Annotated in this window: 21 protein-coding genes and 1 tRNA gene; 6 read left to right on the forward strand and 16 right to left on the reverse strand. The window is 70.1% G+C overall.

Annotation, left to right across the window (positions count from 1 at the left end; genetic code table 11):
- Positions 1-202 precede the first annotated feature (202 nt).
- On the reverse strand, positions 203-2,290 hold the full coding sequence (flhA, locus tag EYW49_RS11535) for a flagellar biosynthesis protein FlhA (RefSeq protein ID WP_131309776.1): 2,088 nt from the start codon (positions 2,288-2,290) through the stop codon (positions 203-205).
- 233 nt (positions 2,291-2,523) lie between these two features.
- Between flhA and EYW49_RS11540 the strand changes: the two genes are divergently transcribed.
- On the forward strand, positions 2,524-3,735 hold the full coding sequence (locus tag EYW49_RS11540) for a PQQ-dependent sugar dehydrogenase (protein WP_131309722.1): 1,212 nt from the start codon (positions 2,524-2,526) through the stop codon (positions 3,733-3,735).
- A 50-nt stretch (positions 3,736-3,785) separates the two neighbouring features.
- On the opposite strand, the gene EYW49_RS11545 is transcribed toward EYW49_RS11540, so the two are convergent.
- The 10 genes from EYW49_RS11545 to EYW49_RS23610 form a co-directional block, all read right to left on the reverse strand.
- Positions 3,786-5,060: an NAD(P)/FAD-dependent oxidoreductase gene (locus EYW49_RS11545; RefSeq protein ID WP_206365452.1), complete on the reverse strand. Its 1,275-nt coding sequence runs from the start codon at positions 5,058-5,060 to the stop codon at positions 3,786-3,788.
- Complete coding sequence (locus tag EYW49_RS11550) at positions 5,060-5,599, reverse strand: hypothetical protein (RefSeq protein ID WP_131309723.1); 540 nt, start codon at positions 5,597-5,599, stop codon at positions 5,060-5,062. Before EYW49_RS11550 ends, EYW49_RS11545 begins: the two co-directional genes overlap by 1 nt.
- A 170-nt stretch (positions 5,600-5,769) precedes the next feature.
- Positions 5,770-7,158 carry a sigma-54-dependent transcriptional regulator FlbD gene (flbD, locus tag EYW49_RS11555; RefSeq protein WP_131309724.1) on the reverse strand — a complete coding sequence of 463 codons (1,389 nt, stop codon included), beginning with the start codon at positions 7,156-7,158 and terminating at the stop codon, positions 5,770-5,772.
- Positions 7,159-7,168: 10 nt separating this feature from the next.
- Entirely contained in the window at positions 7,169-7,471 is a 303-nt protein-coding gene (fliN, locus tag EYW49_RS11560) for a flagellar motor switch protein FliN (RefSeq protein ID WP_131309778.1), read from the reverse strand.
- A gap of 47 nt (positions 7,472-7,518) precedes the next feature.
- Positions 7,519-8,244 carry a FliH/SctL family protein gene (locus tag EYW49_RS11565; protein ID WP_131309725.1) on the reverse strand — a complete coding sequence of 242 codons (726 nt, stop codon included), beginning with the start codon at positions 8,242-8,244 and terminating at the stop codon, positions 7,519-7,521.
- A gap of 23 nt (positions 8,245-8,267) precedes the next feature.
- Positions 8,268-9,323 carry a flagellar motor switch protein FliG gene (gene fliG, locus EYW49_RS11570; protein WP_131309726.1) on the reverse strand — a complete coding sequence of 352 codons (1,056 nt, stop codon included), beginning with the start codon at positions 9,321-9,323 and terminating at the stop codon, positions 8,268-8,270.
- A 9-nt stretch (positions 9,324-9,332) separates the two neighbouring features.
- Positions 9,333-11,003 (reverse strand): flagellar basal-body MS-ring/collar protein FliF, encoded by a 1,671-nt coding sequence (gene fliF / locus EYW49_RS11575; protein ID WP_131309727.1) that lies wholly within the window; start codon positions 11,001-11,003, stop codon positions 9,333-9,335.
- Positions 11,004-11,475: 472 nt separating this feature from the next.
- Complete coding sequence (gene sciP, locus EYW49_RS11580; RefSeq protein WP_131309728.1) at positions 11,476-11,751, reverse strand: CtrA inhibitor SciP; 276 nt, start codon at positions 11,749-11,751, stop codon at positions 11,476-11,478.
- Between the two features lie 197 nt (positions 11,752-11,948).
- A complete protein-coding gene (locus tag EYW49_RS11585; RefSeq protein WP_131309729.1) occupies positions 11,949-12,620 on the reverse strand; it encodes a flagellar hook assembly protein FlgD in 672 nt (223 codons plus the stop codon).
- A gap of 64 nt (positions 12,621-12,684) precedes the next feature.
- Positions 12,685-14,283 (reverse strand): flagellar hook-length control protein FliK, encoded by a 1,599-nt coding sequence (locus tag EYW49_RS23610; RefSeq protein WP_131309730.1) that lies wholly within the window; start codon positions 14,281-14,283, stop codon positions 12,685-12,687.
- A gap of 312 nt (positions 14,284-14,595) precedes the next feature.
- Between EYW49_RS23610 and mnmA the strand changes: the two genes are divergently transcribed.
- From mnmA to EYW49_RS11610, 4 genes are all read left to right on the forward strand, one after another.
- Positions 14,596-15,783 carry a tRNA 2-thiouridine(34) synthase MnmA gene (gene mnmA, locus EYW49_RS11595; protein ID WP_131309731.1) on the forward strand — a complete coding sequence of 396 codons (1,188 nt, stop codon included), beginning with the start codon at positions 14,596-14,598 and terminating at the stop codon, positions 15,781-15,783.
- A 13-nt stretch (positions 15,784-15,796) separates the two neighbouring features.
- Entirely contained in the window at positions 15,797-16,531 is a 735-nt protein-coding gene (locus EYW49_RS11600; protein ID WP_228259579.1) for a class I SAM-dependent methyltransferase, read from the forward strand.
- A gap of 255 nt (positions 16,532-16,786) precedes the next feature.
- A tRNA-Met gene (locus tag EYW49_RS11605) sits at positions 16,787-16,863 on the forward strand.
- A 270-nt stretch (positions 16,864-17,133) separates the two neighbouring features.
- Positions 17,134-17,358: a hypothetical protein gene (locus EYW49_RS11610; protein WP_131309732.1), complete on the forward strand. Its 225-nt coding sequence runs from the start codon at positions 17,134-17,136 to the stop codon at positions 17,356-17,358.
- An 85-nt stretch (positions 17,359-17,443) separates the two neighbouring features.
- Here the strand turns inward: EYW49_RS11610 and EYW49_RS11615 are convergent, their stop codons facing one another.
- From EYW49_RS11615 to ahpC, 3 genes are all read right to left on the reverse strand, one after another.
- Complete coding sequence (locus EYW49_RS11615; RefSeq protein WP_131309733.1) at positions 17,444-19,045, reverse strand: S10 family peptidase; 1,602 nt, start codon at positions 19,043-19,045, stop codon at positions 17,444-17,446.
- A 169-nt stretch (positions 19,046-19,214) separates the two neighbouring features.
- Positions 19,215-20,768, reverse strand: coding sequence for an alkyl hydroperoxide reductase subunit F (gene ahpF / locus EYW49_RS11620; RefSeq protein ID WP_131309734.1), 1,554 nt, complete (start codon positions 20,766-20,768; stop codon positions 19,215-19,217).
- Between the two features lie 114 nt (positions 20,769-20,882).
- Positions 20,883-21,446: an alkyl hydroperoxide reductase subunit C gene (gene ahpC / locus EYW49_RS11625; protein WP_131309735.1), complete on the reverse strand. Its 564-nt coding sequence runs from the start codon at positions 21,444-21,446 to the stop codon at positions 20,883-20,885.
- Between the two features lie 495 nt (positions 21,447-21,941).
- On the opposite strand from ahpC, the gene EYW49_RS11630 reads away from it, so the two are divergent.
- On the forward strand, positions 21,942-22,859 hold the full coding sequence (locus tag EYW49_RS11630) for a LysR substrate-binding domain-containing protein (protein ID WP_131309736.1): 918 nt from the start codon (positions 21,942-21,944) through the stop codon (positions 22,857-22,859).
- Between the two features lie 3 nt (positions 22,860-22,862).
- Here EYW49_RS11630 and EYW49_RS22995 read toward each other — a convergent pair whose 3' ends face one another.
- Together EYW49_RS22995 and EYW49_RS23000 are read right to left on the reverse strand one after the other, a co-directional pair.
- The gene (locus tag EYW49_RS22995) at positions 22,863-23,699 is read right to left on the reverse strand and encodes a glycosyltransferase family 25 protein (protein WP_165498218.1); all 837 of its coding nucleotides are present in this window, start codon (positions 23,697-23,699) and stop codon (positions 22,863-22,865) included.
- A complete protein-coding gene (locus tag EYW49_RS23000) occupies positions 23,696-24,694 on the reverse strand; it encodes a hypothetical protein (RefSeq protein ID WP_165498219.1) in 999 nt (332 codons plus the stop codon). The genes EYW49_RS22995 and EYW49_RS23000 overlap by 4 nt, the downstream gene beginning before the upstream one ends.
- Positions 24,695-24,740: the final 46 nt, after the last annotated feature.

Consider the following 24,740-nt stretch of genomic DNA (forward strand, 5'->3'; position numbering starts at 1 on the left):
GGTTTTCAGTTATTATGTCTGCTACTTGGATTTTAAGAAATACATCTTGTCGTCTACGGGGGTGGAATTTTATCAGAATTTCGGTTTCAGGTGCCATTCGACATGGTCGTAGTGGACCCGTTGCTGGTGTATATTTGGTCTATTGCATGAGACAGTTGCTTGTGGTCAGATACGCACCAGAAGGTTCCGCATTCCTCCCCCCTCAAATACTCCCCACCGTCTTCAACCGCACCCGCGGGTGGACCTCGGCCTGGCTCATCACCACGGTGTGCGGGCGGAAGCGCTCGACGATGGCGCGGACGTGGGTGCGGGTGCCGGGGCTGGTCAGCAACACCGGGATCTCGCCCATGCGGGCGGCGTCGTCGAAGGCCTCGCGCACCGTCGACACGAACTCGCCGAGCTTCGACGGCGCCATCGCCAGGCTCTTCATCTCGCCGTCGCCGATCAGGCTCTCGGCGAAGGCCATCTCCCAGGCCGGCGACATCGCCAGGATCGGCAGATAGCCCATCGGCGACAGGTTGGCCGCCGAGATCTGGCGGGCGAGGCGGCCGCGCACGTGCTCGGCGATCGACGACACGGTGCGGGTGAAGGCCACGGCCTCGGCCACGCCCTCCAGGATGGTCGCGAGGTCGCGGATCGAGATGCGCTCGGCGAGCAGGCTCTGCAGGATCCGCTGGATGCCCGACATGTTGATCTGCGACGGCACGATGTCGTCGACCAGCTTGTGCTGCTCCTTGGGCAGGTCGGCGAGCAGCTTGGCGACGTCGGCGTAGGACAAGAGGTCGGCGACGTTGGCCTTGAGGATCTCGGTCAGGTGGGTCGACATGACGGTCGCCGGGTCGACCACGGTCAGGCCGCGGATCGCCGCCTCTTCCTTCAGCGCCGGGTCGACCCAGGTCGCCGGCAATCCGAAGGTCGGTTCGGTGGTGTGGGTGCCGGGCAGGTCGATCTGCCGGCCCTCGGGGTCCATGACCATGTAGAGCGAGGGGAAGATCTGGCCGCGGCCGGCCTCGACCTCCTTGATCTTGACCACATATTCGTTGGGCTGGAGCTGGACGTTGTCGAGCAGCCGGCAGGGCGGCATGACGAAGCCCATGTCGGAGGCGATCTGGCGGCGCAGCGCCTTGATCTGGTCGGTCAGGCGATCGGAGCCGTCGGGGCCGTTGATCAGCGGCAGGAGCGCATAGCCGAGCTCGATGCGGAGCTCGTCCATCTTCAGGCTCTCGCTGATCGGCTCCTCCTTGGGGGCGGCGGCGATGCGTTCGGCGACGCCTTCGGCGGCGGTCTTGGCGGCGACCTCGGCGTGCTGGCGGGTGGCGGCGATGGCCAGTGCGGCGGCGCCGGCGGCGAGCCCGAGGAAGGGCAGAGTCGGCATGCCGGGCAGGAACGACAGGACGATCATCACCGCCGAGGACATGCCGAGCGCCCGCGGGTAGCCGGAGAGCTGGCCGATCAGCGCCTTGTCGGCGGCGCCGGAGACGCCGGCCTTGGAGACCAGCAGGCCGGCGGCGGTCGAGACGATCAGCGCCGGGATCTGGGTGACCAGACCGTCGCCGACGGTCAGCAGGGTATAGGCGTGGCCGGCTTCGGCGAAGGTGATGCCCTGCTGGGCGACGCCGATGATGATGCCGCCGATGACGTTGATGAAGGTGATCAGGAGGCCGGCGACGGCATCGCCGCGCACGAACTTGGAGGCGCCGTCCATGGCGCCGAAGAAGGCGCTCTCGCCCTCGAGATCCTTGCGGCGGGCTCGCGCCGCCTTCTCGTCGATCAGGCCGGCGGAGAGATCGGCGTCGATCGCCATCTGCTTGCCGGGCATCGCGTCGAGGGTGAAGCGCGCCGCGACCTCGGCGATGCGCCCCGAACCCTTGGTGATGACGATGAAGTTCACGATCAACAGGATCGCGAAGACGATGATGCCGATGACGAAGTTGCCGCCCATCACGAAGTTGCCGAAGGCTTCGATGACGTGACCCGCCGCCGCGGTGCCCTCGTGGCCGTGGCCGAGGATCAGGCGGGTCGAGGCGAGGTTGAGCGACAGCCGCAGCATGGTGGCGATCAGCAGCAGGGTCGGGAAGGACGAGAATTCGAGCGGCGCCTGGATGAACAGCGAGGTCATCAGGATCAGCACCGACAGGGTGATCGAGATGGCCAGCGACAGATCGAGCAGCCAGGCGGGCAGGGGGACGATCAGGACGACCAGGATGGCCATCACGCCGATGGCGAGACCGACGTCGCCGCGGCGGGCATGGGCGAGGAGTTCGCCGAAGTTGGGCAGGCCGAAGGGCATGGCGAAGCCGGCGGTGGCCGGGGTGGGGGGCGGTGTCACGGTGAGGTCGGTCATCGCGTCTCGGCATCCCTCGGTCGGCACACGGAATCGTGGCCGGCGCCTTTCGGCGGCTGGGCAATTTTTGCCGGGTTCATGGTTAACGGGTGGTTAAGGATGGGCCGGCCGAACGACGCGGGGCCTCGCGCGTTGACAGGGAAGGCCGCAGCCCGGCGAGGGCGAGGGAGGACGACGGCATGGCGGGACGGATCGGGCGGGCGGTGGCTCTCGCCGCGGCGATGGCGATGGCGGGCGCGACGAGCGGCGCGGTCGCGGCGGCCGACGGCGGCGTGCCCCAGGGCGGGGCCAAGGCCGACCAGATCCGCGCGGTACTCGCGGGCATCCGCCTGCCCGAAGGATTCCGCATCTCGCTGTTCGCCCTGGTGCCGGGGGCGCGGCACATGGCGGTGGGGCCCCAGGGCAAAGTGCTGTTCGTCGGCTCGCGCGGGTCGGGCGTCCATGCGGTCGATCTGACCGCGACGAACGGCGAGCGGCGGGTGTGGCGGTTCGCCCCGGACGTGGCTTTCAGCGTGCCCAACGGGCCGTGTTTCGCCCCCGACGGCACGCTCTACGTCGCCGAGGTCAACCGCATCCGCGCCTTTGCGAACGCCGAGAGCGAGGCCGCGCGGCCGGCGCCGCCGTCGCGCGAGGTTGTGGCCGAGGGCGATCTGGCGCCGGCCGGCGAGACCGGCGGGCACAATGCGCGGGTCTGTCGGATCGGGCCGGACGGCCGGCTCTACGTGGCGATCGGCCAGCCGCACAACGTGCCGCCCAAGGCCAAGCTGGCGCTCTACGCCGAGCGCGGCCTCGGGGCGATCGTGCGGATGGACCGCGACGGCGGCCACCGCGAGATCTACGCCTCGGGCATCCGCAATTCGGTCGGCCTCGACTTCAATCCGGCCGACGGCACGCTGTGGTTCACCGACAATCAGGTCGACCTGATGGGCAACACCATCCCGCCCGGCGAGATCGATCGCGCGACGGCGGCGGGGCAGAACTTCGGCTTTCCCTGGTACGGCGGCGGCGCGGTGCGGACGCGGGAGTATGCCGACGATCCGGTCCCGCCCGGGGTGGTCTTTCCCCAGGTCGAGATGGACGCGCATGCCGCCGATCTCGGCATGGTCTTCTACCTCGGCACGACGTGGCCGGCGCCGTGGCGGGGCGGCATCTTCTCGGCCCAGCACGGCTCATGGAACCGGCAGCCGTCGATCGGCGCACGGGTGATGTTCACGAGCGTGAAGCCCGACGGTACCGCCGGCGCGACGATGGTCTTCGCCGAGGGCTGGCGGCGCGCCGACGGCAGTTACGCCGGCCGACCGGTCGACGTCGCCGAATTGCCGGACGGCTCCCTGTTGGTCTCCGACGACGCCGTGGGGGCGGTCTATCGGATCGAGTGGACGCAGAAGTGAGGCGCCGCGGCGGGAGCACTCCCCCGCCGCGGTGCGGACGGTCGCCGGCCTCAGGCGTTCGCCAGGGCCTTTTCGGCGGCTTCGGCCGCCTTGACGATCGAATTGATGTTCAGCGTCTCGTCGGCCGCCTGTTCCGGGGTCAGCGTCAGGCCGCGGTCGAGGATCTTGCGCGAGGCCATGTGGTCGGCGACGCGGTTGAGGCTCGCCGTGCCGAGGAACTGCTCGCCCTTGAAATAGAAGGCGGAGAACTTGTAGCCCTCGATGTCGCCGCGGGTCACCACCCGGTCGTGGTCGAGCGAGGTGCCGACCATCTGCAGCTTGATCTCGTACTGGTCGGACCAGAACCACGGGGCGAGCAGGAACGGCTTTTCGCGGCCCATCAGCGCGGCGGCGCCGGATTTCGCCTGTTCGAGCGCGTTCTGCACCGATTCCAGCCGATGCAGCGGCATGCCGGGCTCGTGGGCGGTGGCGGTGCAGTCGCCGATCGCCACGATGTGCGGGTCGATGGTGCGCGAGCAGCGGTCGACGATGATGCCGTGGTCGCAGGGTAGGCCGCAGCCGCGGCCGAGCTCGTCGGCGGGCACCAGACCGATGCCGGCGACGATCAGGTCGGCTTCGATCACCCGGCCGTCGGTGAGCTTGACGCCCTTCACCTTGCCGCCCGCGACGATCACTTCGGCGACGGTCGACTCGAGCGCCAGATGGACGCCGCGTTCGCGGTGCAGGCGGGCATAGGTGTCGGAGATCAGGGGCGAGACGGCGCGGGCGAGGACCCGGGATTCGCGCTCGACGACGGTCACCACCTTGTCATTGAGGCGGCAGCAGGCGGCGATTTCCATGCCGACGAAGCCGGCGCCGACCACCACCACGGTCTCGGCTTCGGCCAGCGACACCGCGAACTTGTGGGCGTCGTCGACGCCGCGGATCGAGACGATGTCGGGATGGTCGCCGTTCGGCACCGGCAGGCGGCGATTGACGCCGCCGGTGGCGATCACCAAGCCCTCGTAGGGCTGGCGGGTTCCATTGGCCAGGGTCACTTCGCGCTTTGCCCGATCGACCGCGGTGACGCGGGTGTTGGGGCGGAAGTCGATGCCCTTGTCGACCAGGGCCTCCGGCCCGCGCAGCACGATCGACGACAGATCGAGCGGCTCGAGCAGCGCCTCCTTGGACAGCGGCGGACGGTAATAGGGCGCGATCCGCTCTTCGCCGAAGAGGATGATCTCACCCTCCCAGCCCTCCAGGCGCAGCGATTCGGCCGCCTGCAGGCCACCTTGGCCGGCTCCGGCGACGACCATCGGGCGTTCGGTGCGAGTGGGGCGTTCCATCAGTCTTGTCTCCGTTCGTCGGTTCCAGGGGCATGAGCGAGCGCTGCGGCCCACAGGGCGGTCCGCAACGTGAGGGTGGCGACCGGCGGCGTGCCGACGGTGAAGCGGCGGGCATCGCCGCCGTAGAGGGTGGCCGGTTCGTCCGGGCCGATCGAGCCCCAAGGAATCGCCACCGGATTGGTGCCGAAGCGGCCGAGCAGCGGGATCGAAATCTCCAGGCGCAGGGCCTCGGCGTCGGCGCCGACCCGCACGCAGTTGCGCCAGCGCACCGGGCCGATCATCAGATCGGCGCCGGTGGCGATCGGGTCGACGGGGCCGGTGGGGGCCTGCCAATGGGCGGCGAGGACCTTCCAGTCGCCGCCCGGCGCGGCGGCGGCTATGCCCGGGCGGGCGCCGACGACCGGCGTCGGGGGGGCGGTGAGGCGCACGGCGGGTTCGACGGGAGACACGCGGCGGCGGCGGAAGAAGGTCCGCAACACCAGAAGAACGATCGCCGCGGCGACGACGTCGATCAGGATCTCGCGGAGGTCGATGGGCATCGCGGGCTCTTGGGCTCTTGTCGGTCGGTCGCATGCGGCGGCCGTTGACCGACCCTAGCGCGCGCCGCAGCCCACGGCGTCCGTATTCGATCGGGGTTCGACGAAGGATGGAGCCATGGGGCGGCGCCGACGCTCGCCGGCATCACGGGCGCCGGGGTGGGAGGGAAGCCTCACGCCGCCTCGACGCCGCCGCCGGGCGGCGGGATCGGATGGCCGTCGTCGCCGTATTCCTTGAGCTTGTTCCTCAGCGTGCGGATCGAGATGCCGAGGATGTTGGCGGCGTGGGTCCGGTTGCCGAGCGTCGAGCCGAGGGTCTCGAGGATCAATTCGCGCTCGACGTCGGCGACGGTGCGGCCGACCAGCGCCCGCGTGACGGCTTCGGCGGTCTCGGCGGCGTGGCGGACCGCCGGATCGCGCGACAGCGGCGGGCGACCCTCGCCGTGGGCCTCGTCGAGGCGCTGGCCGTCGGGGGTGCGGATCGCCTCGACGCCGATGGTGTCGCCGATCGCCAGCAGCACGGCGCGGTGCATGCAGTTCTCGAGTTCGCGGACGTTGCCGGGCCAGCGGGCGCGGGTCAGTTCGCGGCGCGCCTCCGGGTCGAGCGGCCGGTTCTTGACGCCGTTGGCCTTGGCGTAGCGGTCGAGGAAGTGCTCGGCCAGCGCCTGGACGTCGGCGGGCCGGTCGCGCAGCGGCGGGATCTTGAGATTGACGACGTTCAGCCGGTAGAGCAGATCCTCGCGGAAGGTGCCCTTGCGCACCTCCTCGGCCATGTTGCGGTTGGAAGTCGCCAGGATGCGGATGTCGACCGGCACGGGGCGGGTGCCGCCGACCCGGTCGATGATGCGCTCCTGAATGGCGCGCAGCAGCTTGGCCTGGAGGCGCAGGTCCATCTCGGAGATTTCGTCGAGCAGCAGGGTGCCGCCGTCGGCCTCTTCGAACTTGCCGATGCGGCGGGCGACGGCGCCGGTGAAGGCGCCCTTCTCGTGGCCGAACAGCTCGCTCTCGAGCAGCGCCTCGGGGATCGCGGCGCAGTTGACGGCGATGAACGGTTTGCCCGAGCGGTGCGATTTGCGGTGGACGTGGCGGGCCAGCACTTCCTTGCCGGTGCCGCTCTCGCCGGTGATCATGATCGAGGCGTCGGAGACGGCGACCTGATCGGCGAGGCGGACGACGCGGGCCATCGCCTCGTCGCGGACCACCAACTCGCGCCCGTCCTCGGCGACCGCCGCGAGGACGGCGGCGATCAGGTCGGGATCGGGCGGCAGGGGGATGTATTCCTTGGCGCCGGCGCGGATCGCCGCGACCGCGGCGCGGGCGTCGGAGGCGACGCCGCAGGCCACCACCGGCAGGTGGATCATCTCGGTCTCGAGGCGTCGGATCAGATCGGCGATGTCGAGGCCGACGTCGATCATCACCAGATCGGCACCGCGGCCCGAGCGCAGCGACTTCATCGCCACGTCGATCGAATCGGCATGGGTCACGGTGGCGCCGCGCTCCATGACGATGCGCGAGGCGACCGCCAATTGTCCGCCCAGCGTGCCGACGATGAGGAGTCTCATGGGCGTCCCCTCATTTGTCCGACTTGATGATTTCGGTCATGGTCACGCCCAGCCGGTCCTCGACCAGCACCACCTCGCCGCGGGCCACCAGCCGGTTGTTGACATAGATGTCGATCGCCTCGCCGACCTTGCGGTCGAGCTCGAGGACGGTGCCCTGGGTCAGGCGGAGCAGGTCGGAGACCTGCATACGGGCCTGGCCGAGCACGGCCGAGACCTTCACCGGCACGTCGAACACCGCTTCCAGATCGGCGGCGGTGCGCGGCGTGGCGAGACCTTCGTCCTCGGGGCGGTGGCCGGCCGGGACGGCGTCCATCTCGTCGAGGTCGAGGCCTTCGCCGGCCGGGTCTTCGGGCGGGGTGGTCATGGGTCGGTCCTCCGGGTTCCGTCGACCGTGCGATCCCCGGACCCGTCACGGGGTCCGGCGACGGCCTCCTGCCGCGCCGCGAACCAGCGGGCCACGGCGGCGTCGATCTCGGCGGCGACGGAGTCGCCGTCGCGCAGGATACCACCATCGGCCCATTCGATGCGGCAGTCTCCGCGCTTCACGTCGTCCTCGCCGAGAATGACGATGCGGCCTTCGAAACCGGTCTCGCGGACGATGCGGTCGACGTGAGGCTTGAGGGCGTCGGCGTCGGCGGCGGGCAGGCGGATCGCCAGATGGGGGGCACGGCGCAGCGGCCCCAGGCAGTCGGCGAGGAGCGCGCGGATCTCGGCGAGGGGTTCGCGGTCGATCAGATGGGCGGCGAACTTGCGCGCCACGGCGACCGCCAGATCGATCGCCGAGCGTTCCACCGCCAGGCGTTCGGCGTCGAGCGTGTCCATCAGCGCGCGGGCGGCCGAGGCGATCGCTCCGGCCTCGTCGGCGAGCCGTTCGGCGGCGCGGGACTCGGCGTCGGTACGGCCGGCGACGAAGCCCTCCTCGCGGCCTTCGGCGAAGGCCTCGGCGCGGGCGCGCTCCTCGACCGCGACGAGTTCGGCGAGATGCTGGTCGAGGTCGATCATCGGGCGCGGCGGCGCCGCCGGGGCGGGCGTCGGTGCCGGCCGGGAGAAGTCGAGATCGAACAGGTAGCGGGCGGGGGCGGCCATGGGATCCTTTCGGGGGCGGCGCGTCAGTAGACGAGTTCGTCCTCGCCCTTCGACTTGGAGACCATGATCTCGCCCTTGGCGGCGAGATCCTTGGTGACGTTGACCATGATGCTCTGGGCTTCGTCGACGTCGCGCAGGCGCACCGGACCGAGGGCTTCCATGTCCTCCCTGAGCATGTTGCCGGCGCGTGTCGACATGTTGGCGAAGAAGAAGTCGCGCAAGGACTCCGAGGCGCCCTTGAGGGCGATCGCGAGCTTGTCCTTCTCGACGTTGCGCAGCAGCGTCTGGATGCCGCCGGCGTCGAGCTTGCCGAGGTCCTCGAAGGTGAACATCAGTGACTTGATCTTCTCGGCGCTCTCGCGGTTGTCCTCTTCGAGGGCGGCGATGAAGCGGGCCTCGGTCTGGCGGTCGAAGGAGTTGAAGATGTCGGCCATCAGTTCGTGGGCGTCGCGGCGGGTGGTGTGGGACAGGTTCGACATGAACTCGATGCGCAGGGTCTGCTCGACCTTGTCGAGCACGTCCTTCTGCACCGCCTCCATGCGCAGCATGCGGTTGACCACCTCGAGGGCGAATTCGTCGGGCAGGATCGCCAGGACGCGGCCGGCGTGGTCGGGACGGATCTTGGACAGCACCAGGGCGACGGTCTGGGGGTATTCGTTCTTCAGATAGTTGGCGAGCACGTTCTCCTGAACGTTCGACAGCTTCTCCCACATGTTGCGCCCGGCCGGCCCGCGGATCTCCTCCATGATCGCGTTGACCCGCTCGGAGGGCAGGAACGACGCCAGGATGCGCTCCGTCGAATCGAAGTTGCCGGTCAGTGAGCCCTTGGCCGAGATGCGGGTGACGAAGTCGACGAACAGGTTCTCGAGCATTTCCGGGTTGACCGGGCCGAGCTTGGACATGGCGAGCGAGATCTGCCGCACCTCGAGTTCGTCGAGCCGTTGCCAGATCTCCTTGCCGTGTTCCTCGCCGAGCGCCAGGAGCAGCACGGCGGCGCGCTCGGCGCCGGCGAGCTCGCGATAGACTTCGGTCTGGGAGACCTGGAGTTGGGCGGGCTGGGTCTTGGCGGGCAGGGCCATGGGATGTCCTCAGGCGGCTTCGTGGAGCCAGCCGCGAATGATCGCGGCGGCTTCGGCGGGACTCTCCAACACCATCTCACCGATCTTGGTGATCGATCCGGCCTGGACGGCGCCGAGCGCCTTGGCCTGATCGAGACGCAGATGGGTCGGGTGGGCCGGGTCGGCGATCGGTTGGCCGTCTTCGCCGAGGACGACGGGCAACGGCGTGCCGTCGGCCGCGACACCGGGACTGCCGGGCAGGGCGATCTGTCCGGCCGCGCCTTCGGTGGTGGTGATGGTGATCATGTCCGGGCCGGTGACCCGCTTGATCAGCGGCCGCACCGCGAAGAGCAGCACCAGGAGGGTCATGATCAGCAGCGAGCCGAGCTCGGCGAGCCGCAGGATGTCGTCGCGGCCGAAGTCGAACAGGGCGGCGAAGCCGGTCTTCTGGTTTTCGAGCGGCAGGGTCGCCGGCGCTTCGGCGAAGCGCAGATTGACCACTTCGACCTGATCGCCGCGCTTCTCGTCGAAACCGACCGACGAGCGCACCAGGGCGGCGATGCGGTCGAGATCTTCCTTGGGCCGCGGCTGATAGGTCACGGCGCCGTCGGGGGCGGTGGTGTAGAGGCCGTCGACCAGCAGGGCGACGGAGATGCGCTTGATCCGGCCGGCCTCCATGATCTCGGTGCGGCTGGTCTTGGAGATCTCGTAGTTGACGGTCTCTTCGGAGGTGTTGGAGGCTTCCTTGGTGGTGGCGCCGGCCTGATCCTGGGTGCCGCCGGGGACCTGATTGGCGACGGTCACGCTCTTGTCGCCGGAGGCGTTGGTCGAATTCTCTTCCTTGGTCTGGGTCGAGCGCACCACCTGGCCGGTCGGGTCGAAGGTGTCGGAGGTCTGAGTGACCCGGTTGTAGTCGAGATCGGCGGTGACGCGGACGCGGGCCCGGCCCTGACCGACGATCGAGGCGACGATCGATTCGATCTGGGTCTCGACCCGGGTCTCGAAGGCGGTGGTGCGTTCCTGGAGCGAGGCGGCGACCACCCCTTCCGGGTCCTCGCCCTGGCCGGAGGCGAGGAGGCGGCCGGATTCGTCGACGATCGACACCCGGCCGGGCTTCATACCCTCGATCGCCGCGGCGACGAGGTGCTGGATCGCCCGGATCTGGGCGCCGTCGAGTTGGCCGCGCAATTTCAGGGCGATCGACGCGGTGGGGTCGCGTTTGTCGCGCTGGAAGACCTGGCGTTCGGGGATGACGAGATGGACGCGCGCCGCCTGGACGCGGTCGATGGAACGGATGGTGCGGGCGAGTTCGCCTTCGAGGGCGCGCAGGTGGTTGATGTTCTGGACGTAGGAGGTGGTGCCGAGGCTGTCGGACTTGTCGAAGATCTCCCAACCGACGGAGCCGCCGGTCGGAACGCCCTTTTCGGCGAGTTTCATGCGCAGACGCAGGGCGGCGTCCTTGGGAACCATGATCTGAGCGCCTTCGTGGCGCAGCTCGTAGGTGATCGCCTGGGCCTCCAGTTCCTTGACGATCGCGGCACTGTCCTGGACGGAGAGGTCGGAATAGAGCGGAGCCATCACCGGCTGGGTGACCTTCAGGGTGATGAAGGCGAAGAAGCCGACGAGCAGAGCCGTGACCACGGCCATCGCGGCGAGGCGAGCCGGTCCGAGTTTGGTCAGGAACTCGAGGGCGCCGTTCACGTCGTCGGCTCCGAACTGCGGGGCTCCGAAGGATCCGACCGGCGAGGGCGGGGTTCGGTGCCCCGCGTTGCAACGGGGGCGAAGGGGCCCGGTTCGCCGTCCCGAAAGGGGGCGGGGGGAGAACCGGACGGCGGGTCCGACGAGCCCTCCCGGTGGGGACGGGAGAGCCGATGTGCGGACCGCTCGGCAAGAATTTCCCAGTTGATGGTAAACGACGCGTTAACGCCGTGCCGTTTCGATACGGAACGGCGGTATTCCGGCGATCGTCGTGCCTCGAACATTCACCCACCCGGTCGAAATTGCCGGGTCGCGGTAACCGAGTCGGCGAATCGCCGAGAAAGGCAGGGGGCGGGGACGGCCGTCGAGGCGGCGGCGCAGGGGGCGCGGCGAGGCTCGAGAGGGGGCCACAAAAGCCAACGGGTCGACCCGAAGGTCGACCCGTTGCGAAGACTTCCCACGCCGATGACCGGGATCACTGACGGTATTGCTGGATGCGGGTAGTCCGCAGACCTGCGAGCCCATGGCGATCGATCGACTGCTGCCAGGACAGGAATTCCTCGACTGTCAGCGTGTATCGGCTGCACGCCTCTTCGAGGGACAAGAGTCCCCCGCGCACGGCGGCGACCACTTCGGCCTTACGGCGGATCACCCAACGGCGCGTTCCCTGCGGAGGCAGGTCGGCGATGGTGAGCGGGCTTCCGTCCGGCCCTATGACGTATTTCACTCTCTGTCGAAATTGATCGGTCATCGTACTCTCACACATTCGATGCGATCACATCGATCAGGAGAGTATCGGCGCCCCCTTAAAATATGGCTAAGCGGCGGCGGTGTATCGAAGCTTTCTGCGAGAACGCCGGAGTTCGGCGCAAAACCACGGAAAACCGCCGGAATCGACGGCTCGATCCGGCGGCGGCGCGCGCTACCCGCGCGTGTGGTGACGCTGCGTCACGATCCAGAGGCGACCTTGGTCACCGAATAGGCGCTGATCTCCTGCCCGCCGATCGACAGCATCGGCGTGTCGCCGGAGAAATCGATGTCGTCGACCACGCCGGTGAGGCTGGTGGTGATGGTCAGGGCGTTGCCGCTGGTATCGGTGCCGGCCACCGAGATGGTGTAGTCGCCGGATTTGGCGGTGCCGCCGGCGGTCGTGGTGCCCTTCCAGGTGAAGGTGTTGTTGCCGGCGGTGAGCTTCTGGGTGCCGGTGTAGACGGTGGTGCCGTCGGAATTCTTGATGGTGACGGTGCCGCTGGTGGCGGCGCCCGACGAGGTGAAGTTCCAGGTCGCGGCATTGGTGCCGTCCCAGGTCGAGGTGGCGCTGCCGGCGGTGACCTTGGTGCCCACGTAATTGACCAGCGCGGTGGCGTTCTGGGTGGTCAGCAGGGCCTTGAGATCGGCGAGGTTCGAGTTGGTCTTGATCTGCTGTTCGACCGACGAGTACTGGACCAACTGACTGGTGAAGGTCGAGGTATCCGTCGGGTTCATCGGGTCCTGGTTCTTCATCTGCGTGACGAGCAGATTGATGAACATCGTGTAGTTGCTCGACAGGCTCGCCGAGTCGGTCGCCGCCGTGCTGGTCGAGGAGGACAGGGTTGGCGTGGTAAGGCCGAGAATGGACATGGCGAATACTCCGGGCGGTCACTCGATACGCATTCGGCGGGCGGATCGCCCCTCCGGCTCGACGTCAGACTCTGAGATCGAGGCCCCCGACCCGGGCGCTGCGATAGGCGACCGACGCGACGACCGGGGTGACGGTGGCGGTGTCGTCGACGGTCGACGCGACGGCGGTGGTGGTTTCCGGGCTGTTGCGGCCGTCGTTGCGGCCGCCCTGGTCGCGCAGCGAGAACTGCAGACCGGAGGAACCGACGTCGAGGCCGGCATTGCTCAGCGACCGTTCGAGGTTCTTCTGGTCGCGCAGCATCATGTCGAGCGTGTCGGCGCGCTCGACGACCAGATGGGCGCGCACTTCGCCGGTCGAGCGGACTTCGACGCTGACGTCGACCCGGCCGAGTTCGCCTGGCTCCAGCCGCATGTCGAAGCGGGTGTGGCCCTTGGCCGCCTGGGTGGCGATGGTGTCGGCGACCGCGGCGAGGGTCACGGCATGGATGGTCGGGCCGGTGCGGGTGGCGGCGGTGGTCTCGGTGGCGGCGGTGCGGCGGCTGGTGTCGATCGCCGCGATCGATGCGGCGTCGGTCGCGGTGTGGTGGGGCGCGGCGGCGTCGCGGGTGTCGAGTTTGTCGTCGGTGGAGTCGGTTGCCGACGTCGCCGCGACGGTGGTGTCGCGTGCGCTCACCGCCGCCGTGCGGGTCTCGGCGGGGGTGGCGGCGAGGTCGCGGCCGTCGCCCTCGAGGGTCGAAGCCTTCGCGGTCGTCGCGGTCGTCGCGGCCGTGTCGGTGCGGCGGGGCGGGGCGGCATAGGTCAAGGGCGTGCCGTCGCTGCGGGCGGTCTTGGCGGCGCGGCCGGTCAAGGAGGTCAGGCCGAGGGGATCGGTGTCGGTGGAGTCGCCGGAGGTGGCGGTGGGATCGGCGGTGCCGGCCTCGGCGGCGGCGGCGCGACGGGCGGTCTTGGCGGCGAGGGAGGCGGCGTCGCTGCGGTCGGCGACGGCAGCGGCGGTGGCGGCGGCGGTGGTCGCGGCGGCGGTCACGGCGTTCGCCGTGGCTGTCGCGGCGTCGTCGGCCTTGCCGGTCACCGTGGCGGTGGCGGCATCGGTCTTGGTCGTCGCGGCGAGGGCGGCTGCGGCGGCGGCGTCGGAGACGGCGGCGGCACCGGCCTCGGTGTGGAGCGGCAGAGCCGCGCCGCTGCCGGCGGTGCCGACCGCCGGGGCGGCGCCGCGACCGTCGATGCCGGCGAGCGGCGCCGAGGTCTGCGAGGCGGTCCCGGTATGGGCGCCGAGGTCGGCGGGCGAGGTGACGCCGGCGCCGGTGGCGAGACCGACCTGGCTCGACTGGAGGAAGGCGGCGAGGGCGGCGGCGGCATCGCCGGCCGCCGCGGTCTCGTCGGCGATCGTCGACTTGGACTTCTTGGTGGTGCCGCCGGTGGTGCCGGCGGTCGGATCGACCTCGGTGGCGGCGGTGGCGGCCGCGGTCGCCGCGGCGGTCTTGGCGGCCTCGGCGGCGGCGGTCGCCGCGGCGGTCGGATCGGTGCCGATCGTCGCTTCGGCCACCATGTCGAGGAACTGCGCGAACAGCCCACCGAGACCGGTGTTCGTCTGGCCGACGGCAGCGGTCGCTCGGGCGGTCGCGGTGGCCGTGGCGGTCGGGGCGATGGTGTCGACGCTGGGCAAAGTCTTCCTCCTCGGTGGCGGACGGAGCCGCTCGCCGAGGGGAGTTGCAAGGTCGGGGCCAGTCGCCGATCGGCGCCGGCGGGCGGCCGTCCCGCGGGCCCCAGGAGCGAAAGCGCCGCTCGCAGGGCCTCTTCGCGGCGGTTTCGCGGCCGATTGGCCGGCAAGGCCTGCCGGGACGGGCAAGTCCTGCCGATCCCCGGTTTCGTCCTCGCCGTGGGTCGGCTATAGTCCTCGACCGCGCCGGTACCGGCGCGTGTCCCCCCGGAACCCGGCCCTGCCGGGCGACCGGCGGTCACGAGGTGAAGGATCACCATGGCGAATTCGCTCGACCTTCCCGGTCGTCCCGAGGAGACCCGCGTCGTCGTGGCGATGTCGGGGGGCGTCGACTCCTCGGTGGTCGCCGCCCTGCTCGCCCGCGAGGGCTACGACGTGGTCGGCGTCACCCTCCAGCTCTACGACCACGGCGAGGCGACCCATCGCAAGGGCGCCTGCTGTGCGGGCCAGGACATCCTCGACGCGCGGCGGGTGGCCGAGACCATCGGCATCCCCCACTACGTGCTCGACTATGAAGACCGGTTCCAGCGCGAGGTGATCGATCGTTTCGCCGAGAGCTATCTCGCCGGCGAGACCCCGGTGCCCTGCGCCTCGTGCAACCAGTCGGTCAAGTTCTCCGATCTGCTCGGCACCGCCCGCTCGCTCGGCGCGGCGGCGCTGGCGACCGGCCATTACGTGACCTCGGCGCCGTTGCCCTCGGGGCGGCGCGGCCTGTTCCGGCCGGTCGATCTCGATCGCGACCAGAGCTATTTCCTCTACGCCACCACCCAGGACCAGCTCGACTTCCTGCGCTTCCCGCTCGGCGGGGTCGGCAAGGCCGAGACGCGCGAGATCGCCCGCCGGCTCGGCCTCGCCGTGGCCGACAAGCACGACAGCCAGGACATCTGCTTCGTGCCCTCCGGGCGCTATGCCGACGTGATCGAGCGGCTGAAGCCGGACGCGGTCGAGCCGGGCGAGATCGTCCATCTCGACGGGCGGGTGCTCGGCGGCCACGACGGCATCATCCACTTCACGGTCGGGCAGCGGCGCGGCATCGGCGTGTCGATCGGCGAGCCGCTCTATGTGGTCGATCTCGACGCGGCGCGGCGGCGGGTGATCGTCGGACCGCGCGACGCGCTGATGACACGCAGGCTTCATCTTCGTGACGTCAACTGGCTCGGCGATTCGCCGTTGGCGGCGCTCGGACCGGAGGGCATCGAGGTGTGGGCGCGGGTGCGTTCGACCCGGGCGCCGCAGCCGGCCCGCCTGTTCGTCGATGGCGGATGGGTCCAGGTCGAACTGGTCGAAGGCGAGCACGGCGTGGCGCCCGGCCAGGCCGCGGTGTTCTACGAGGGGCCCGGCGCGTCGACGCGGGTGCTCGGGGGCGGCACCATCGCCCGGGTGGAGCGACCCGCGATGCCGACCGCCGGAGAGTCCACGGGAGCGGCGGCCGCCGCCGCGGAATGAGGTCGCAGTCGTGATGTTCGAAGACAAGTCCCGCCGTCGCAACCCTTCCGCCACCACCATGGACGACGAGGATCGCCGCCGTCGGCACTCCGGCGCGGCGCCGGTCGCCTCGGCCTCGCCGCCGCGGCTCGACGAGGCGGCGGTGCTGGCCGCCTATTCGCGCTGGGCGCCGATCTACGACTGGGTGTTCGGGCGGGTGTTCGACGCCGGCCGCAAGGCGGCGGTGGAGATCATCAACCGGCGCCGCGGCGCGCTGCTCGAGGTCGGGGTCGGCACCGGCATCACCCTGCCGCGCTATGCCCCGCATCTGACCGTGACCGGCATCGATCTGTCGCCGGCGATGTTGGCGGTGGCCCGCCGGCGCGTCGAGGCCGGTGGAATCGCCACGGTGGCGGCGCTGCACGAGATGGACGCGACCTGCCTGGGCTTTGCCGACGGGTCGTTCGAGACGGTGGCGGTGATGTACACGATCACCGTGGTACCCCACCCCGACGCGGTGATGGCCGAGGTCGAGCGGGTCACGGCGCCGGGCGGCGAGGCGATCATCGTCTCCCACTTCGCCTCCGAGAGCGGCTGGCGGCGGGCGATCGAGACGGCGCTGACCCCCTTCACCAAGAAGCTCGGCTGGCGCCCCGATTTCCCGATCGACCGCATCCTCGGCCGTCCCGGTTTCGAGCTGATCGAGACGAAGCGCCTCGGCCTGTTCGGCATCTTCACGGTCGCCCGGTTGCGCCGCAAGGCGGATTGAGGCGGGGCGGGGGGCGTCCGAGTTGCCCCGAGGGGGCGGCAGGGCTTCCCGGGCACACGGGTCGGAGCGGTCACACGAGGCGCGCAGTGCCCGCGCCTCCGGCGGCGCGATGGTCGGGCAATGTGACTGCGGACCTCGCCGGGGCCGGCGCCCCGGGGGCGGGGGCGCTTTTCCCACAGGGGCGCGGGTCGGGCGGCGAGCGAGCACGGCATTGCTTGACAGCGGCGGGCGGCGAACTTAAACAACCCCCCGGTCGGCTGGGTAGCTCAGATGGTTAGAGCGGAGGATTCATAACCCTCAGGTCGGCGGTTCGATCCCGCCCCCCGCCACCAAATTCCTCGGATTTCTGTCGTTTCGTTGCGCCTCGCGGCCGATGCGGTTCACGATCGGCCGCAGACCCGTCGATCCCTCGTGGTCGACCGATTGTAGTGCCGACGGCGGGGCGGCGATCGTCGCCCCGGCCTTCGTCATTCGGCCGGCCCGTGGCGGCGCCGGTGAGGCGTATTCGCCAATTCACTTATATTTAAAGCCATCGTCATTATTCTCGGGGCGGTCGTCCGCCGCGCTGCATTTCCGTGGGCCAAAACATGCCTCGGCCTCGCATGAACTGGGTCAAAGTCAAGACCGCCACCGAAGACGGTGTCGTCATGGAGGTCCGCTCGGCGGACGGCAAGTTGCTGATCCGGCTGTGGTCGATTTCCGCACAGGAACAACGCGCGAATTGGAAATGGGTGGTCGTGGCGGGCGAACGACTCCGCACCGGCATCGACGAGACCGCGAGCGCGGCCGCCATCGCCGCGGAAGGCGCCTACGCTCTGACCCTCTGACCGATCGATACGACGGCCTCGCCGCGGTCCGCCGCGCTTCGCCGCTGCGGATCCGGTCGCGGTCGCGCCGCGCCGCCGCCCGCCGTCACTTCATCAGCGCTTCGACCTCGGTCCGGAAGGCCCGGCGCGAGGCATCGCGGGAATAGAACATGTGGCCGCCGGGGTAGACCTCCAGCCGGACGCGATCGGGCGCGCCGAGCGCCGGGATCTGGTCGAGCCGGATCTTCGAGCCGAACCACGGCGTCGCCAGATCGAACAGGCCGTGGGCGATCAGGAGCTTCAGCTTGGGGTCGGCGGCGAGGATCTGGCGCAGCGCGGTCAGCGATTCCGGCGGGGTCAGGCCGCGGCCCCAGTCCCAGGCGCGTTCGACGGCGCCGTTGCCGAGGACATACGAGCCGGTCGGCCGCCAACCGAGCCGACGGGTGGTCAGATCGACGATGGCGCTGGTCATCGGCGCGACCAGGGGATCCGAGGACGGGTCGTCGAAGCGGTAGAAGCTCGAATCGGGGAAGGGATCGACCCCGGACACCGAGGCGTCGTAGCGGCCGGCGACGCGGCCGTGGGCGCGGTCGAATTCGCGGCGGAATTCGACCGGCGCGAGGCGGCCGGCCACTCGGCGGGTCACGGCGGGATCGAGGCCGGTGAAGCCTGCGACCCGCTCGGCGAGGCGGGCGGTCGCCGCCTCGTCGGCCTCGCCGCGGATGAGATCGGTGAGGAACTCGGTCCGGGCGTAGCGCTCGACCTCGGCGAGATCGGCGCGGGTCACCGGGCCCTGGGCCTCGCGGGCGACCGCGGTCATGGTCGGCAGGCTGGCGACGTATTGCAGCACGCTGGTGCCGCCGGTGTCGCGGAAGTCAAGGAGCGGCGAGACCAGGATCAGGCCGCGGATGCCGACGCCCTCGCGGGTCGCGAGATCGCGCACCACCCGGGGCCCGCGGATGCCGCCATAGCTCTCGCCGACCAGGAATTTCGGCGAAAGCAGGCGATTGGACTTCTCCAGCCAGCGGCGGATCACGGTGGCGATCGCGCGGGCGTCGCCGTCGACGGAATAGTAGCGCTTGCGGACGTCGTCACTGCCGGAGACGAAGCGGCTGTAACCGGTGCCGACCGGATCGATGAACACCAGATCGGTGAAGTCGAGCCAGGTCTCGGCATTGGGCAGGAGCTCGGGCGGTGCCGAGGGGCTGAGGGCGTCGCCGGCCATGGCGAGGCGCCAGGGGCCGGCGTCGCCGAGCTGCAGCCAGGCCGAGGCCGAGCCGGGGCCGCCGTTGAACAGGAAGGTGACCGGCCGGGTGCGGGCCTCGGCGCCGTCGAGCGCATAGGCGGTGAAGGCCACGTCGGCCTCCGCCTCGCCCTTGTCGTCGAACAGGCGGATCGCGCCGGCGGTGGCGGTGAAGGCGAGGCTGCGGCCGGGCAGTTCCAGCGTCTGGCGGGTGGTCGAATCGGGCGGCARGCGCGGGCGCTCGGGCGTCGCCGGGGTCGCCGGGGTCGCCGGGGTCGCCGTCGCGGCGGTCGCCGCGGGCGTGTCGGCGCGCGGTCGCGGGGCGCCGGAATGCCGGTCGGCCGGGGTTGCCGTGGTGGTCGCGGCGGCGGGCGGGGGCGCCTCCTGGGCGGCCACGAGGGCGGTCGACAGCAGCAGGGCGAGGCCGAGGCCGGCGAGACGAGCGAGGGAATGCGACGGGTCCATGCGATCCCCCTCCGGCTCGGCGATCGTCGTGGGGATCGAGCCATGGAACGATGTCGGCCGTGCGACGGTCGAGGCCCGAGACTGCGACGAGTCCGCGTGGCTCGCAAGACGGAAACGGCGCGCCGAGGGGGCCCGGTGCGCCGTTTCCGTGTCGCCGAAGGGGAGGACCTCAGGCGCGGATCAGGTGGTCGAAGGCGGACAGTGCGGCGGTGGCGCCGGCGCCGACGGCGATGACGATCTGCTTGTAGGGCACGGTGGTGGCGTCGCCGGCGGCGAAGACGCCGGGGATCGAGGTGGCGCCGCGGGTGTCGATCTCGATCTCCTTGCGGTTCGACAGGCGTACGGTGCCGTCCAGCCATTCGCTGTTGGGCAGCAGGCCGATCTGCACGAAGATGCCTTCGAGGTCGACGCGGTGCAGTTCCTTGGTGGTGCGGTCCTCGTAGGTCAGGCCGGTCACCTTCTCGCCGTTGCCGAGCACCTCGGTGGTGCGGGCCGAGACGTGGATGGTGACGTTGGCGAGGCTGCGCAGCTTGCGCTGCAGGACCTCGTCGGCGCGCAGCCTGGAATCGTATTCGATCAGCGTCACGTGGCCGACGATGCCGGCGAGGTCGATCGCCGCCTCGACCCCGGAATTGCCGCCGCCGATCACCGCGACGCGCTTGCCCTTGAACAGCGGGCCGTCGCAATGGGGGCAGAAGCACACGCCCTTGGCCATGTATTCGGCCTCGCCGGGCACGCCCATCTGGCGCCAGCGGGCACCGGTGGCGAGGATCACCGTCTTGGAGCGCAGCGAGGCGCCGTTGGCCAGTTCGATCTCGATCGCGCCGCCCGGCGCCTTGGCCGGCACCAGGGCGGTGGCCTGCTGCAGGTTCATGACGTCGACGTCGTAGGTGCGGACGTGGTTCTCGAGCGCCGCGGCGAGCTTCGGGCCCTCGGTGTGGCCGACCGAGACGAAGTTCTCGATGGCCATGGTGTCGAGCACCTGGCCGCCGAAGCGCTGGGCGACGACGCCGGTGCGGATGCCCTTGCGCGCCGCATAGATCGCCGCGGCGGCGCCGGCCGGCCCACCGCCGACCACCAGCACGTCGAACTCGTCCTTGGCGGCGATCTCGGTGGCGGCGCGATCGGCGGCGCCGGTGTCGAGCTTGGCGAGGAACTCCTCGACGCCCATCCGGCCCTGGCCGTAGGTCGCGCCGTTCAGGTGGACGGTCGGCACCGCCATGATCTTCTGGGCCTCGACCTCGGCCTGATACAGCGAGCCGTCGACCATGGTGTGGCGGACGTTGGGATTGAGCGCGGCCATCAGGTTCAGCGACTGCACCACCTCGGGGCAGTTCTGGCAGGTCAACGACACATAGGTGACGAAGTCGAGGGGGCCGGTCAGGCCCTTCACCTGGGCGATCACCGCGTCGGAGACCTTGGGCGGGTAGCCGCTGGCTTGGAGCAGGGCGAGCACCAGGGAGGTGAACTCGTGGCCCATCGGCAGGCCGGCGAAGGTGATGCGGGCCGGCTCGCCGGGCTTGCCGACGGTGAAGGACGGGCGGCGGGCATCGGTGCCGTCGAAGGCGACATGGACCCGCGACGAGACCGAGGCGATGTCCTCGAGCAGGTCACGCATCTCGGCCGAGCGCGGGCCGCCCTCGAGCGAGGCGATCAGTTCGATCGGGCCGACGAGTTTCTCGAGGTAGGTCTTCAACTGGGCCTTGATGGCGGCGTCGAGCATGGGAACCTCCGAAGGACGATTGCAAGGAAGAGGCGCCGGCGGGGACGGCGCCTCGTCTTCGCAATCGCGAAAAAAGGGGGGCGCCCGGAGCGCGAGGCTCCGGGCGCCGAGGGATCAGATCTTGCCGACGAGGTCGAGCGACGGCGACAGGGTGGCTTCGCCCGGGGTCCACTTGGCGGGGCAGACCTCGCCCGGATGGGACGCGACGTACTGGGCGGCCTGGACCTTGCGGAGCAGCTCGCTGGCGTCGCGGCCGATGCCGAGGTCATGGATCTCGGCGACCTTGATCACGCCTTCCGGGTTGATCACGAAGGTGCCGCGCAGAGCGAGGCCGGCCTCTTCGATCAGCACGTCGAAGTTGTTGGAGATGATGTGGGTCGGGTCGCCGACCATCGGATACTGGATCTTCTTGATGGTGTCCGAGGCGTCGTGCCAGGCCTTGTGGGTGAAGTGGGTGTCGGTCGACACCGAGTAGACTTCGACGCCGAGCTTCTTGAACTCGGGGTAGACGTCGGCGATGTCGCCGAGCTCGGTCGGGCAGACGAAGGTGAAGTCGGCCGGGTAGAAGAACACGATCGACCACTTGCCCTTCAGATCGGCTTCGGTGATGTCCGAAAACTTGCCGTTGTGGTAGACGGTGGCGGTGAACGGCTTGATTTCGGTGTTGATCAGAGACATCGCTTCACTCCTGGTTGATCGAAATACGTGTTCCGAAAAGCGACCGGCTCCGGCGACGAACGGCGGAGGGCCGCGGTATTGCAGACCGTCGATGCGAAGGGCCGATGACGGCTCCCGCCGGACCGATCGCCCGATCGGGCAGTCGGCTTCGGCAGGCCTCGGCAGATTCGCCCGCCGCGGCCTCACCCTTCGCGTCCCCGCTTCGCGCGGCGACCACAGGGCCATGCCATCCGATCGCATCGGGTCGCAAAGCTCTGCGGGCCGTCTGTGGTGCAGGGGCCGCGATCGGAGCGAACCGCCCGATCGGCGCCTGCGCCGGGGTGGAGGGCCGAAGCCCGCCGGCATCCCGCAGTGCGGTAGACCCCGCGGAATGCCTGCACACTAGACGGCGCTGAAATATCGATCAAATAGATTATTTCTGTTATTTCAATCGGGCTCGCCGATGGCGCGGGCGGCGATCCGCGGGGGCGCGAGCCCGGCGGCGAAGGAGACGAAATGAATCTGCGCGATCTGCAATATGTCCTGGCGGTGGCCGATCTCGGCCATTTCGGGCGCGCCGCCGAGGCCTGCCACGTGTCGCAACCGACCCTGTCGGGGCAGATTCTGAAGCTCGAGGAGGAGCTCGGGGTGCGAATCTTCGAGCGGGTCGGCCGCACGATCCGCGTCACGCCGGTCGGCGATCAGATCCTGGCGCAGGCCCGGCGGGCGGTTTCGGCCGCCGACGACATCACGGTGCTGGCGCGGGCGAGCCGCGATCCGCTGGCCGGGCCGCTGCGGCTCGGGGTGATTCCGACGCTGGCGCCCTACCTGATGCCCTTCGTGCTGCCGCTCGCCGCGGAAGCGCTGCCGGCCGCACCCTTGATGCTCTACGAGGACCTGACCGCCAATCTGCTCACCGCTCTCGCCGAAGGGCGGCTCGAGGCTGCGATCCTCGCCTCCCATCCCGGCGACGCGCGGCTGACCGAACATCTGCTGTTCGACGAGCCGTTCTGGGTGGTGCTGCCGCCCGGCCATGCGCTCGCCGACAAGGCGTCGATCCGCGCCGAGGACCTCGACCCCAAGGCGCTCCTGCTGCTCGCCGACGGCCATTGCCTGCGCGATCAGGCGCTGGCGTTCTGCGGTCACCCCGATCGCGCCAATTCGGCCGGCGCCGACATCCGCGCCACCAGCCTCGAGACGCTGTTGCACCTGACCGCCGCCAATTACGGCATCACCCTGATTCCGCGGCTGGCGGTCGGCAACGAGTTGGGGCTGATCGGCCGGCTGGTCGCCCGGCCGCTCGACGGTCCGCGCCATTTCCGCCGCGTCCGTCTGGTCCACCGCGCCAACACCCCGCGCGAACACGCGCTCGCCCTGCTCGCCGGCATGATCCGCGACGGCGTGCCCGAAGGGGTCGAGCGGTTGGAGGGGTGAAATTCAGCCGTCGGCCCGCTCCCCGAACGCCACTTCGCCATAGGTCAGATCGACGGTCTTCGAGCGGGCCATCTGGCGCAGGGTGCGCAGGGCGTCGGCGAGGCGGTGGCGGGCGGCGCGGGTGGCGAAGCGCAGGCGGCCGAGGAGGCCGCGGTATTTCGCCTGATCGGGGGCGGCGGCGGCGCGGCGCAAGGGTGCGGCGACGTCGGTCGCCAGACGCAGGGCGCCGTCGGGGTCGCGCTTCATCTCCTGGATGGCCACCGCCGGCACCAGCTGGCCGACCCGGAATTGGGGCAGAACCCGGAGGCGCGGATCGAACAGCACTTCGTCCATCGCATGGGTGAAGGCGGCGGGATCGATCGCGGCGAAACGTTCGGCGTAGGCCCGCGACACGACATAGGCGGCCGAGCCGTTGTGGCGGAACCGGAGCTCGTGCACCGCATGACCGGGGCCGGCGCTCGCGCCGCGGCCGCGCAGGAAGACGCGGGTGCGGAAGGTCTCGAGCTTGACGAGGTCGGTGCCGGCCGGGATCCAGTCGGAGCCGGCGAGCAGGCGGCGGGCGGCATCGGCGAGGAACACGTCGTCTTCGAGCACCACCGCCCAAGGCGCGCCGGAGGCGAGGAATCGTCGGTGGCTTTCCTGGTGCGACAGGGTGCAGCCGAGGGCGCCGGGGGCGAGATGGCGGTTGGCGATGCCGGCTCTGGCGATCGCCGCGGCGTCGACCGCGTCGATGCGCTCGAAGGCGAGGCCGAGGCGACCGAGCTCGGCTTCCATGTGGGCGAGCCGGTCGGTCCGCGCGGCGAGATTGATCACGTAGATCGGCAGCGGCGGCGGCGTCACTTTGGAAAGATCCTGCGCTTCAGGCGGCGCCAACCGACCTTCAGCCGCTTGGTGAGCGGCGCGAAGGCCTCGTTGGGGTGGAGAGGGGCGGGCGCGCGGACCGGGGGCGTGGCGTCGAGCCGGCCGAGCACATCGGTCAGGCGGGCGAAGATGTTGGCGCGATCCATCACCGCGACGCGGGCCTCGGCGATCGCCGCGAGCCGCCGGGCGTCGACCGGCGCGTCGAGGGCGGCGATCACCCGTTCGATGGCGTCGGGGGCGGCGAGGTCGAAGCGCACCATCGAATCGGCCGGGAAATAACGCTCGATGTCGCGGCAGCCGGAGAAGATCGGCAGCGCCCAGCCGAGGTAGGAATCGGTGATCTTCTCGGTGAAGAAGCCGTCCTCGTCGTTGTTCTCGATCACCAGATGGTGGCTGTAGGGCAGGATCGCTTCGGCCTTGTCGTCGATCTCGCGGAAGCCGCGGCCGAGGAGGTCGAAACGGTCGCCGAGGCGGTCGGCGAGCGCCCGGACGAAGTCGACGCGGGCGCGGTGTTTGGGCAGCCAGCTCTTGGTCGAGATCACCGCCGACAGGCGGTGATGCTTGATCCCGAGCGGCAGATCGCGCAGGCCCGCCCAGTCCCAACGCGACGGGTAGGTCGCGGCGGTGCTGGTCATGTCGAGGCCGATCTGCCAGGGGTGGCCGACGTCGGAGACGATCTGTCGACTCTGGAAACCGGCAATGGCGACCGGCGAGATCACCAGGCCGAACTGGCGCAGGAAGCCGGGGCGATAGACCTTGATGCCCGGCGGTTCGGTGATCACCAGGGCGCGGCGGTCGCGCGGCAGATCGCTCACCACAGCCGTCTTGAGCTCGTCGTAGACCACCAGCCAGTCGGCGCCGGGACCGGCGTCGTTGAGGCGGTAGCGCCAGCCGTGCCAATCGCCGTCGCCGCCCGGCGTCTGGCGCAGCCAGGGGGTGCGGTCGTGGAGCGTCATGAAGGCGATCTGCGGCATCGCGGCTCGGGTCCCTGCGGGAGAACGGACGGGACCGGTTCCGGCC

The sequence above is a fragment of the Siculibacillus lacustris genome, from assembly GCF_004328075.1.
GTDB classification, from domain to species: Bacteria; Pseudomonadota; Alphaproteobacteria; order Rhizobiales; family Ancalomicrobiaceae; genus Siculibacillus; species Siculibacillus lacustris.

Excerpts from the sequence above, each read along its gene's own strand:
- flbD (WP_131309724.1), bottom strand. The coding sequence starts at position 7,158 with ATGAGACTCCTCATCGTCGGCACGCTGGGCGGACAATTGGCGGTCGCC.
- ahpC (WP_131309735.1), bottom strand. The coding sequence starts at position 21,446 with ATGTCTCTGATCAACACCGAAATCAAGCCGTTCACCGCCACCGTCTAC.
- EYW49_RS11545 (WP_206365452.1), bottom strand. The coding sequence starts at position 5,060 with ATGGAACGCCCCACTCGCACCGAACGCCCGATGGTCGTCGCCGGAGCC.
- EYW49_RS11610 (WP_131309732.1), top strand. The coding sequence starts at position 17,134 with ATGAACTGGGTCAAAGTCAAGACCGCCACCGAAGACGGTGTCGTCATG.
- EYW49_RS11630 (WP_131309736.1), top strand. The coding sequence starts at position 21,942 with ATGAATCTGCGCGATCTGCAATATGTCCTGGCGGTGGCCGATCTCGGC.
- EYW49_RS23000 (WP_165498219.1), bottom strand. The coding sequence starts at position 24,694 with ATGCCGCAGATCGCCTTCATGACGCTCCACGACCGCACCCCCTGGCTG.
- EYW49_RS11565 (WP_131309725.1), bottom strand. The coding sequence starts at position 8,244 with ATGGCCGCCCCCGCCCGCTACCTGTTCGATCTCGACTTCTCCCGGCCG.
- fliN (WP_131309778.1), bottom strand. The coding sequence starts at position 7,471 with ATGGACGCCGTCCCGGCCGGCCACCGCCCCGAGGACGAAGGTCTCGCC.
- EYW49_RS11585 (WP_131309729.1), bottom strand. The coding sequence starts at position 12,620 with ATGTCCATTCTCGGCCTTACCACGCCAACCCTGTCCTCCTCGACCAGC.
- sciP (WP_131309728.1), bottom strand. The coding sequence starts at position 11,751 with ATGACCGATCAATTTCGACAGAGAGTGAAATACGTCATAGGGCCGGAC.
- ahpF (WP_131309734.1), bottom strand. The coding sequence starts at position 20,768 with ATGCTCGACGCCGCCATCAAGGCCCAGTTGAAGACCTACCTCGAGAAA.
- fliG (WP_131309726.1), bottom strand. The coding sequence starts at position 9,323 with ATGGCCCTGCCCGCCAAGACCCAGCCCGCCCAACTCCAGGTCTCCCAG.
- mnmA (WP_131309731.1), top strand. The coding sequence starts at position 14,596 with ATGGCGAATTCGCTCGACCTTCCCGGTCGTCCCGAGGAGACCCGCGTC.
- EYW49_RS11600 (WP_228259579.1), top strand. The coding sequence starts at position 15,797 with ATGTTCGAAGACAAGTCCCGCCGTCGCAACCCTTCCGCCACCACCATG.
- flhA (WP_131309776.1), bottom strand. The coding sequence starts at position 2,290 with ATGCCCTTCGGCCTGCCCAACTTCGGCGAACTCCTCGCCCATGCCCGC.
- EYW49_RS11550 (WP_131309723.1), bottom strand. The coding sequence starts at position 5,599 with ATGCCCATCGACCTCCGCGAGATCCTGATCGACGTCGTCGCCGCGGCG.
- EYW49_RS11540 (WP_131309722.1), top strand. The coding sequence starts at position 2,524 with ATGGCGGGACGGATCGGGCGGGCGGTGGCTCTCGCCGCGGCGATGGCG.